General features: G+C 49.3%; 10 protein-coding genes. 8 read left to right on the top strand and 2 right to left on the bottom strand.

Annotation, left to right across the window (positions count from 1 at the left end):
- Window positions 1-47 precede the first annotated feature (47 nt).
- The 3 genes from BST81_RS06885 to BST81_RS06875 are packed head-to-tail and all read left to right on the top strand — an operon-like array spanning window position 48 to window position 2,351.
- Complete coding sequence (locus tag BST81_RS06885; protein WP_075597807.1) at window positions 48-860, top strand: metallophosphoesterase family protein; 813 nt, start codon at window positions 48-50, stop codon at window positions 858-860.
- A 2-nt stretch (window positions 861-862) separates the two neighbouring features.
- Window positions 863-1,564 carry a class I SAM-dependent methyltransferase gene (locus tag BST81_RS06880; RefSeq protein WP_075597806.1) on the top strand — a complete coding sequence of 234 codons (702 nt, stop codon included), beginning with the start codon at window positions 863-865 and terminating at the stop codon, window positions 1,562-1,564.
- Window positions 1,565-1,601: 37 nt separating this feature from the next.
- Window positions 1,602-2,351 (top strand): metallophosphatase, encoded by a 750-nt coding sequence (locus BST81_RS06875; protein ID WP_075597805.1) that lies wholly within the window; start codon window positions 1,602-1,604, stop codon window positions 2,349-2,351.
- 32 nt (window positions 2,352-2,383) lie between these two features.
- Here the strand turns inward: BST81_RS06875 and BST81_RS06870 are convergent, their stop codons facing one another.
- Window positions 2,384-2,809, bottom strand: coding sequence for a Fur family transcriptional regulator (locus BST81_RS06870; RefSeq protein WP_083636706.1), 426 nt, complete (start codon window positions 2,807-2,809; stop codon window positions 2,384-2,386).
- Window positions 2,810-2,855: 46 nt separating this feature from the next.
- Between BST81_RS06870 and hemB the strand changes: the two genes are divergently transcribed.
- The 3 genes from hemB to hisI all read left to right on the top strand — a co-directional run bounded on the left by hemB (window position 2,856) and on the right by hisI (window position 5,461).
- Window positions 2,856-3,932, top strand: a complete 1,077-nt coding sequence (gene hemB, locus BST81_RS06865; protein ID WP_075597804.1) for a porphobilinogen synthase — start codon at window positions 2,856-2,858, stop codon at window positions 3,930-3,932.
- Between the two features lie 213 nt (window positions 3,933-4,145).
- The gene (locus BST81_RS06855) at window positions 4,146-5,111 is read left to right on the top strand and encodes a GTP-binding protein (RefSeq protein WP_075597802.1); all 966 of its coding nucleotides are present in this window, start codon (window positions 4,146-4,148) and stop codon (window positions 5,109-5,111) included.
- 2 nt (window positions 5,112-5,113) lie between these two features.
- Complete coding sequence (gene hisI, locus BST81_RS06850) at window positions 5,114-5,461, top strand: phosphoribosyl-AMP cyclohydrolase (RefSeq protein WP_075597801.1); 348 nt, start codon at window positions 5,114-5,116, stop codon at window positions 5,459-5,461.
- A gap of 55 nt (window positions 5,462-5,516) precedes the next feature.
- Here the strand turns inward: hisI and BST81_RS06845 are convergent, their stop codons facing one another.
- On the bottom strand, window positions 5,517-6,464 hold the full coding sequence (locus tag BST81_RS06845; protein ID WP_075597800.1) for a ribulose bisphosphate carboxylase small subunit: 948 nt from the start codon (window positions 6,462-6,464) through the stop codon (window positions 5,517-5,519).
- Window positions 6,465-6,583: 119 nt separating this feature from the next.
- Between BST81_RS06845 and BST81_RS06840 the strand changes: the two genes are divergently transcribed.
- Window positions 6,584-7,354, top strand: a complete 771-nt coding sequence (locus BST81_RS06840) for a sulfite exporter TauE/SafE family protein (protein ID WP_075597799.1) — start codon at window positions 6,584-6,586, stop codon at window positions 7,352-7,354.
- 41 nt (window positions 7,355-7,395) lie between these two features.
- On the top strand, window positions 7,396-8,907 hold the full coding sequence (cysS, locus tag BST81_RS06835; RefSeq protein WP_075597798.1) for a cysteine--tRNA ligase: 1,512 nt from the start codon (window positions 7,396-7,398) through the stop codon (window positions 8,905-8,907).
- The last annotated feature ends 6 nt before the right edge of the window (window positions 8,908-8,913 follow it).

Raw genomic sequence — 8,913 nt, 5'->3', positions numbered from 1 at the left:
CTCCCCATTCCCCATCTTTATCAAATTCAATTAGGAGAGCAACGTTAATGAAAATCGCGGTGATGTCTTGCATTCACGGAAATTATGAAGCACTCAATGCTGTGCTATCTGATATTGACGATCAAAACGCAGATAAAATTTATTGTCTCGGTGATTTAGTGGGATACGGACCTCATCCCAATGCGGTGGTGGAGATGATTCGCGCTCTGGATATCCCGACCTGTCAGGGATGTTGGGATGAAGATATTGTGGAGGGGCTAAATGCTTGTGAATGTAGCTATCCCTCCGTGTTGGCAGAGAAACGCGGCAAGTTAGCGCATGAGTGGACGAACCAGGTGATTCACCCTGAAGTGCGGGAATATCTGGCACAGCTACCCCTGAGCTTGCGCGATGACAACCTGTGTTTTGTGCATGGCAGTCCTCATAATCAGCATGAATATCTGCTGCCAGAAGTGGATGCGTTTGTGGCAATGGAGCGAGTGTTGTCAACGGGTGCCGATATTTTGTTTTGCGGTCATACCCATGTGCCCTACGTGCGATCGCTCAATGCAGGACAACTGCAAATCCGAGTTAAATCGACAGGCAAATCAGAAGAAGACATGAGTTTTTCTGCACCCTTGAAGCGGATTGTCAATGCAGGCTCAGTCGGAGAACCGCGTCATGGTAGACCCAATGCAACCTACGTGATTTATGACGCAGATACGGATCAGATTACGCTGCGTGAAGTGGAATACGACTATCAAAAAACCTGTGCTGCCATTATTGAAAAAGGTCTACCGCCGATCTTCGCGTGGCGCTTAGCCAGGGGGATAGAGTTTGCCGAACGCGCCGATGATCCAACTCATGTGTGTGAGCGATAGCCATGAGCGAAAACCCGTTTGATTTTGATCAGAATCCTAATTTGCCAACGGCTGATTACGACATCGCAGTACGGCAAAGTATTCCGGGCTATGATGCAATGCTCACCATGCTGACAGCTTTATTCCAACTCTATTTGACGGATGACGCTCATATTCTTGTGGTTGGGGCAGGCGGTGGCAACGAAATCAGTGCTTTGAGTCAAACGCATCCAACCTGGCAATTCACGGGTGTTGATCCGTCTGAAAAAATGCTGGCAGTGGCTCAATCCAAGGTTGAATCTTTGGGAATTGAGGATCGCGTCACTCTCCATCAGGGCGTTGTGCAAGACCTGCCACAGGTTCCATTCAACGCAGCAACCAGCCTACTCGTGATGCATTTTCTACCCGATGATGGCACCAAGCTGGATTACCTCAAGGCGATCGCGGCTCGGCTTCAACCGGGTAGCCCGTTTGTGTTAGTAGATGCACATGGAGATAAGCAATCAGAGGGGTTTAAGCGTTTGATTGATGGATGGCAAAAACGAGCACAAATGGCAGGGATGGAAGCACAACGACTCAATGAGCTTGCTGACGGCGTGTGGCAAAACATCCAATGTATTTCAGAAGAACGAACCCTGGAGTTGTTAGCTCAAGCTGGTTTCACCAAAATAACTCGGTTTTATACTGGCTTTATTTTCGCAGGCTGGTTCGCATTTGCAGAATAGGTGACAATTTCCAAATCATAAAGGCGTGTAGCATCAGATGACTTGTTGGGCAATTTTAAGTGGCATTGAAGGGAATTTAGCAGCTTACGAAGCCGTACTAGCAGATATCAAGCGGCAACGACACCCGGTAGAAGAACTGTATATCCTGGGTGATGTGATTGCGGCAACCCCTGCAAGCATCAAAGTCATCCAGCGAATTCAATCCCCTCGTGTCAATGAGCCTGTACCTCAGGTGTGTCAGGGATGGTGGGAAGAACAGTTACTGATCTTACATGGCTTAGGACGAACCGGAGAACCCACTGAACTGATTGAGCGATATGGTGTGGAAATGGTGAAAACCCTGTGGGATGCAATTCCACGAAACACGGTGGAGTGGGTGCGATCGCTTGACTTTGGTTTCTTTGAACTCGATTGCTTACTGATTCATGCTAGCAGTGTCAGCGTGAGTGATGAACTGACTCCGGATACATCCCCGATTCAGATGCTCGATCGGCTGATGCGAATGGATGCAAATACTCTCTTTTGTGGTCGCTCTGGTTTGACGTTCCAGTACGAGATTCAGCAGGGTAGTGTGACATCCAGTATTACGACGTTGGATCAAACGGTCTCACCACAAGCAACCCAGGTGAAACCCCGGCAGATTGTTGGCGTTGGCCATGTTGGACGTATTCCTGGTCAAGCTACTTACACGCTTTATCACCCTAATTCCAACCGAATTGAATTCAAGACTGTTCGCTATGGCTCTGGAAAAGGATTTCAAACTGTAGAAGGTCGCGTTTCTCAGTAGATTTCTAGATTGTGGTGAGAGAAACCGCGCAATCACGAAGGAATTTGATGAGTGCAAGGTTCACAGAGTCCAAAGAACTCTAGTGTGTGATAGTAAATTTTGAACGGAACTGAAGGCTGCAAGTGAGTTTCTAATTCCTGTACCGGGCAGTGATCGAGCGGGAAGGATTGACCACATTGCAAACAGGTCAGATAGTGCTGGTCGGGCGTAACGAGACTGTAGAACGCTTCACCGTTTGCACCCATCCGACTTTTGATCAATCCATGCAATTTCAGCGTTTCTAATGCCCGATACACGGTTGCCAGCCCGATCGTCTGTCGTTCTCGCAAAAGACTGTATAACTCCTGAGCGGAGAGGGCATCCGCTTGCTGGTGCAACACATCGAGCACTGCTTGCTGATTGTGAGTCAGGCGGGGTGAATGGGTTGCACTTTCTTGAGAGGATGAGTCACTTTTCACGGCGAGTGCTGTAGAATAAGCGAATGATAATCGTTCTCATTATACTATGAGCCTGACTGAAACCTCAACGCTTGCACTCCAAACTCCGCAGACAGAAACCGATTCCACCGATTCTGGGCATCAAGTCAATGCCATTGTGCCAGCGATCTCCCATCGTCCCCGGCGATTGCGGCGAACGGAAACCCTGCGTCGGATGGTACGGGAGAATGTTCTGCGAGTCGAAGATTTGATCTATCCGCTGTTTGTGATGGAAGGAGAGGGGCAGCGGGAAGAAGTGCCATCCATGCCCGGTTGCTACCGCTACACACTGGATTTGCTGTTGGATGAGGTAAGGCAGGCAGATGAGTTGGGCATTGGAGCGATCGCCCTATTTCCCTTGATTCCCTACAATCAGAAAGACAATGCTGGCACCGAAAGCTACAACCCCGATGGTTTAATTCCTCGCGCTGTTCAAGCCATCAAACAAGCCGTTCCCAGTATTTTGATCATTACCGATGTGGCTCTTGACCCCTATAGCAGTGAGGGACATGACGGCATTGTGCAGGATGGCATTATTCTCAACGATGAAACGGTTGCGGTACTGGTGAAACAGGCATTGGCGCAGGCAGAAGCGGGAGCCGATTTTGTTGCCCCGTCGGACATGATGGATGGTCGGGTAGGGGCCATTCGCCGAGCCTTGGATGCGGAAGGGTGGATCAATGTGGGCATTCTCGCCTACTCTGCCAAGTATGCCTCTGCCTACTACGGTCCCTTCCGCGATGCCCTGGACTCTGCTCCCAAGTTTGGTGATAAGAAAACCTATCAAATGGATGCCGCAAACTCCAGAGAAGCCATTAAAGAAGTGGATCTGGACATTGCAGAGGGCGCAGATATTGTGATGGTCAAGCCTGCGTTGGCGTATCTGGATATTATTTGCCAGATCAAGCAGCACACGAATTTGCCTGTGGCAGCTTACAACGTCAGTGGCGAGTACGCCATGATCAAAGCCGCTGCGGCACAGGGCTGGATTGATGAGAAAAAGGTGATTTTAGAAACGCTGACGAGTATGAAACGTGCCGGAGCCGACTTGATTTTGACGTACTTTGCCAAAGAAGTGGCGTTGATGTTGCAGAAGGGGGAATAGGGAGTGGGGAATGGGGAATGGGGAATGGGGAATGGGGAGTGGGGAATGGGGAATGGGGAATGGGGCTACTCCCTACTCCCTACCCCCTACTCCCTACYCCCTACTCCCTACTCCCTACTCCCTACTCCCTACTCCCTACTCCCTACTCCCTACTCCCTACTCCCTACTCCCTACTCCCTACTCCCTACTCCCTACTCCCCTTTCCCACGCTCCATGTCTAATCTCTCAACAGCCGACACCAGGCTCCCTGTCACCATCATCACCGGCTTCTTAGGTAGTGGTAAAACAACGCTGTTAAACTACATCCTGCAAAACTTTGAAGCCTACAAAGTCGCTGTCTTAGTGAATGAATTTGGTGACATTAACATCGACAGTCAGTTCTTAATTGCCGTTGATGAGGACATGATTGAACTGACAAATGGCTGTATCTGTTGCACCATTAATGACAACTTAGCGGATGCAGTTTACCGGGTGCTGGAACGGCAGGATCGGATTGAGTATTTAATTGTGGAAACCACTGGAGTGGCAGATCCCTTGCCGATCGCCCTGACGTTTTTAGGAACAGAGTTGAGGGATTTAACCCAGTTAGATGCGATCGTGACCGTTGTTGATGCCGAAACCTTTACGCCTTCTGAGCATTACAACAGTGGTGCCGCGATGAATCAGATCTTGTATGGGGATATGATTCTGCTGAATAAAACGGATTTAGTCACGGAATCAAGAGTAAAAGAGTTAGAAGATTATCTCCATTCTGTGAAAGAGCGTGCTCGGATTTTACGATCGCAGCACGGTAAAGTACCGCTATCCCTAATTCTTGATATCAATCTTTCTACAATTGATGCTTCTCTAGACTCCGGAACACAACTAAACCTAAACACCCAGCACCTGAACAACGATGGATTCATGTCCGTATCCTTTCAAAGCGATCGCCCCATTGCCTTGAAGAAATTTCAGCAATTTTTAGATTATCAACTTCCTGACAATGTGTTTCGAGCAAAAGGGGTACTCTGGTTCGCTGAAAGCCCTAGACGACATCTGTTTCAACTCAGTGGCAAGCGGTTCACAATTGATGACAGTGAATGGACGGCTGCTCCAAAAAACCAGATGGTACTGATTGGGCGCAAACTGGATGCTCTCTTTTTGATTCAAACATTGAATAATTGTCTAACCCGATTGTGACGATGAATCAAACTTTTTTGTGGATAGAACAGCTTAAGTTTAACGAACAGGGCTTGATTCCAGCGATCGCCCAAGATTATCTGGACAATACCGTCTTGATGATGGCATGGATGAACCGTGAATCGATTCATCGAACCTTAGAAACAGGAGAAGCCCATTACTGGAGCCGATCGCGTGCAGAACTGTGGCATAAAGGGGCAACGTCTGGACATATTCAGAAAGTCAAAGCGTTTTATTACGACTGTGACGCCGATACGCTTCTATTAAAAATTGAGCAGGTGGGCAATGTTGCCTGCCATACGGGAGCCAGAAGTTGTTTCTTTAATTCAGTTTCACTTTCAACAAAGTAATGGAGGAATCAGGTAATTGTTTATTCCTCCTTCTCTCCTCCACCGCTTTACTGCTTCACTTCTCCAAGGGCTGTTGAATCACTAAACCACTACCTCGCTGTCGAGTTCCAGGATTGATGCTAAACAGACGCACATATTGATGTGGATAACGTTGTAGAAGTTGTGCTACTGCGGCGATCGCCTCCTCTTCCTGCGTCACTTTAATCACGCCGCAATCTGACCAGGAATTTGCCCGAAACCGTCGCGTATCCGCCTGTTCCACGCCAATATAAAATTTCTGGCTCAATACCTCTCGAATCCAGGCGATCGCTTGAGCATCTAGAGGTAAGGATGGGCGATGTCCGTTGCGAGAAGCAGGCTGAACGGTTGGGTGTCCGTTTGGTTCATTGCGAATGGTAGCGATGCAGACCTGATCTTCAGCGCAGAGATAGCCCTGACGTAGTTTTTGATTGATGCTGACGACATGACGGGCAAATGTTGAATCGGCTTCCTGGACATTGGGTAAGCGATCGGCTTGTTGCTGATGGATAATCACCGAGCCAGATGCCACATACCTGCCCGCTGGAATCTCCACATTCTCAATTAACGCATGGGACATGACAATACAGCCATCCCCGACACGGGCATTAAACACAGTGGAACGGAATCCAATAAAACACCCCTTGCCCACATAGGCAGGACCATGAATCAACGCCATATGAGTGATTGAGGCATTGTCACTCATCCACACCGAGTAAGGGTTGCCATCATCACCAGTGACGCGCCCTTGCTCTAACCCATGAACGACTGCCCCATCTTGAATGTTGACATTAGCTCCGATGTAAAACGGCATTCCCTCATCAGCACGAATCGAGACCCCTGGTGCAATATGCACCTGTTCGCCAATACGGACATCCCCAATCACATTGGTCAATGGATGGATGTAAACACTGGGATCGATCGTCGGTTCAACCAGTTGCTGCGACCAGGGAGTTGGCGGGGCAGGAATGCTGTGGATGTCCATGCTAGTATGATAATGATTATCATTTTAATCATACTTGAAAAGGAGTGCTTAAATTGTATGCTTGGCTCAATTGAGTCAGCCTGTACCGCTCTTAATGTTGAAGGTGTGAGGACATCAACATGCAACAACTGCCTATCCTAGCCCATCTGGATCATGCCTCGCGGCTGACTGGCTTACTCGAATCTCCGCCTTCCTTTGGCACTATATCGGCAGGCATCGCGATCGCCTTTGGCGTGGGTGCCATTCATGCCTTGGCACCGGGGCATGGGAAAACCATGATTAGCGCCTATTTGGTAGGTGCGCGAGGCACTCCTCAACACGCTATTCTCTTGGGTCTGGTGACGACTATTACCCACACGTTGACCATCTTTTTGCTGGGGCTTGGGGTACTTTTCGCTTCACAGTATGTGATTCCAGATCAGCTATATCCAGTTCTGAGTGTAATCAGTGGGCTAACGGTTTGCGGAGTTGGGGTGAGGTTGCTTCAGCGCCGCCTGAATTCAGAAGCTGATCATTGCTCTCATCACCATCATCATGAAGTGGGTTCAGCCCATCATCACGAGCCTTCGTCTGATCCCTCTGCTGATACTTCTATGGCATCCCTCGTTAGCTTGGGCATTGCGGGAGGAATGGTGCCTTGCCCCTCGGCGTTGGTTTTGCTGCTGAGTGCGATCGCGCTCCACCAAACCACTTACGGATTATTTCTGGTCAGCGGTTTTAGCGCTGGGATGGCATCGGTGCTGGTCTTTGTCGGGCTACTGGTGCTTTATGCCAAACAGTGGCTTGATCAATTTGCTGCACCTGAGCAGTTAGGGCGGCAGCTCTCGATCGTCAGTGCAATTGTGATTATGTGTGCCGGAATTGGACTCACGATGTTCTCAATCGTCTAAAAACAATATTCACTTTTTGATTTTGGCAATCTCCGTCCATCATGACTCTAACCATTTACAACACGTTGACTCGTCGCAAAGAACCGTTCACAACGATCGAACCGGGTAAAGTCACGATGTACTGCTGTGGAGTAACGGTTTATGACGATTGCCATTTGGGTCATGCTCGCTCATACATCGGATGGGATGTGGTGCGGCGATATTTAAAGTGGCGTGGCTATCAGGTGCGCTATGTGCAAAATTTTACCGACATTGACGACAAGATTCTGAATCGAGCCAAAGCAGAAGGCAGTTCGATGCAAGCCATTGCCGATCGCTACATTGCTGCCTACTTTCGAGATATTCGTCGCTTGAACATTCTGGATGCGGATGAATACCCCCGTGTGACTGAGCATATTCCCGCTATTCATCAATTGATTCAAGCACTCGCAGATCGAGGCTATGCCTACGCGGTGGATGGCGATGTTTACTACAGTGTGAGGCAGTTTGTAGAGTACGGAAAACTCTCTGGACGGCGACTGGAAGAGATGCAAGCGGGGGCAGGCGGACGAGTTGACCTGCATAGTCCAGAGTGCCATAAGCAAGACCCGTTTGACTTTGCGCTGTGGAAAGCGGCAAAGCCCGGTGAACCTGCCTGGAATTCTCCCTGGGGCGAAGGGCGACCGGGCTGGCACATTGAATGCTCTGCCATGATTCGGGCACGCTTGGGAGAGGCGATCGATATTCACGGCGGTGGAGGCGATCTGGTCTTTCCCCATCATGAGAATGAGATTGCTCAGTCGGAAGTGTTGACGGGTCAGCCGTTGGCAAACTACTGGCTACACAATGGCATGGTAACAGTGAATGGTGAGAAGATGTCCAAATCTCTGGGCAATTTCACCACCATTCAAGCATTGCTGGATGGCAAGTGGTCAGACTATCCCCAACCCGTTGACCCAATGGCAATTCGGCTATTTGTGCTGCAAGCCCATTACCGCAAACCATTGGACTTTACGAAAGACGCGATCGTTGCCGCTGAGAATGGCTGGCAAACGCTGAAAGAGGCGCTTTTGTTCAGTTACGAGTATGAGAATGGGGAGTGGAGAGTGGGGAATGGGGAATGGGATAGTTCTACTCCCTACTCCCTACTCCCTACTCCCCTTGATTCCCCATCAATGGACGCTGAATCGATCAATCGTTTTCAAACGGCAATGGACGATGATTTGAATACGGCAGCAGGATTAGCCGTGCTGTTTGAACTCGCCAAGGCACTGAAGCGGGAGTTCAATTTACGCAGCTATCAGGGGTCGTCAGAGCTAACCGATAGGCAGTTACAACAGCGTTTGCAAACCCTGACTCACCTGGCACAGATCTTAGGTTTAGACGTTCAGCCAGCCTCCATCCTTGAACCAGACATTGATGTCAGTTGGGTTGAATCTCTGCTGCGACAACGGCAACAGGCACGGCAGGAAAAACGCTATGCCGAAAGCGATCGCATTCGCAATGAGTTGCAAGCAATGGGCATTACTTTAATTGATCAACCCGATGGACAAAGCCGTTGGCATCGGTCTTGAAGAGGC

The sequence above is a fragment of the Leptolyngbya sp. 'hensonii' genome (assembly GCF_001939115.1).
Classification (GTDB): Bacteria; Cyanobacteriota; Cyanobacteriia.
Note: the sequence above shows the minus strand (reverse complement) of the source record. Positions and strands in the feature narration are given on the sequence as shown.

Coding starts and splice junctions, on each gene's coding strand:
- cysS (WP_075597798.1), top strand. CDS start 7,396: ATGACTCTAACCATTTACAACACGTTGACTCGTCGCAAAGAACCGTTC.
- BST81_RS06845 (WP_075597800.1), bottom strand. CDS start 6,464: ATGGACATCCACAGCATTCCTGCCCCGCCAACTCCCTGGTCGCAGCAA.
- BST81_RS06840 (WP_075597799.1), top strand. CDS start 6,584: ATGCAACAACTGCCTATCCTAGCCCATCTGGATCATGCCTCGCGGCTG.
- BST81_RS06855 (WP_075597802.1), top strand. CDS start 4,146: ATGTCTAATCTCTCAACAGCCGACACCAGGCTCCCTGTCACCATCATC.
- hisI (WP_075597801.1), top strand. CDS start 5,114: ATGAATCAAACTTTTTTGTGGATAGAACAGCTTAAGTTTAACGAACAG.
- BST81_RS06885 (WP_075597807.1), top strand. CDS start 48: ATGAAAATCGCGGTGATGTCTTGCATTCACGGAAATTATGAAGCACTC.
- hemB (WP_075597804.1), top strand. CDS start 2,856: ATGAGCCTGACTGAAACCTCAACGCTTGCACTCCAAACTCCGCAGACA.
- BST81_RS06880 (WP_075597806.1), top strand. CDS start 863: ATGAGCGAAAACCCGTTTGATTTTGATCAGAATCCTAATTTGCCAACG.
- BST81_RS06875 (WP_075597805.1), top strand. CDS start 1,602: ATGACTTGTTGGGCAATTTTAAGTGGCATTGAAGGGAATTTAGCAGCT.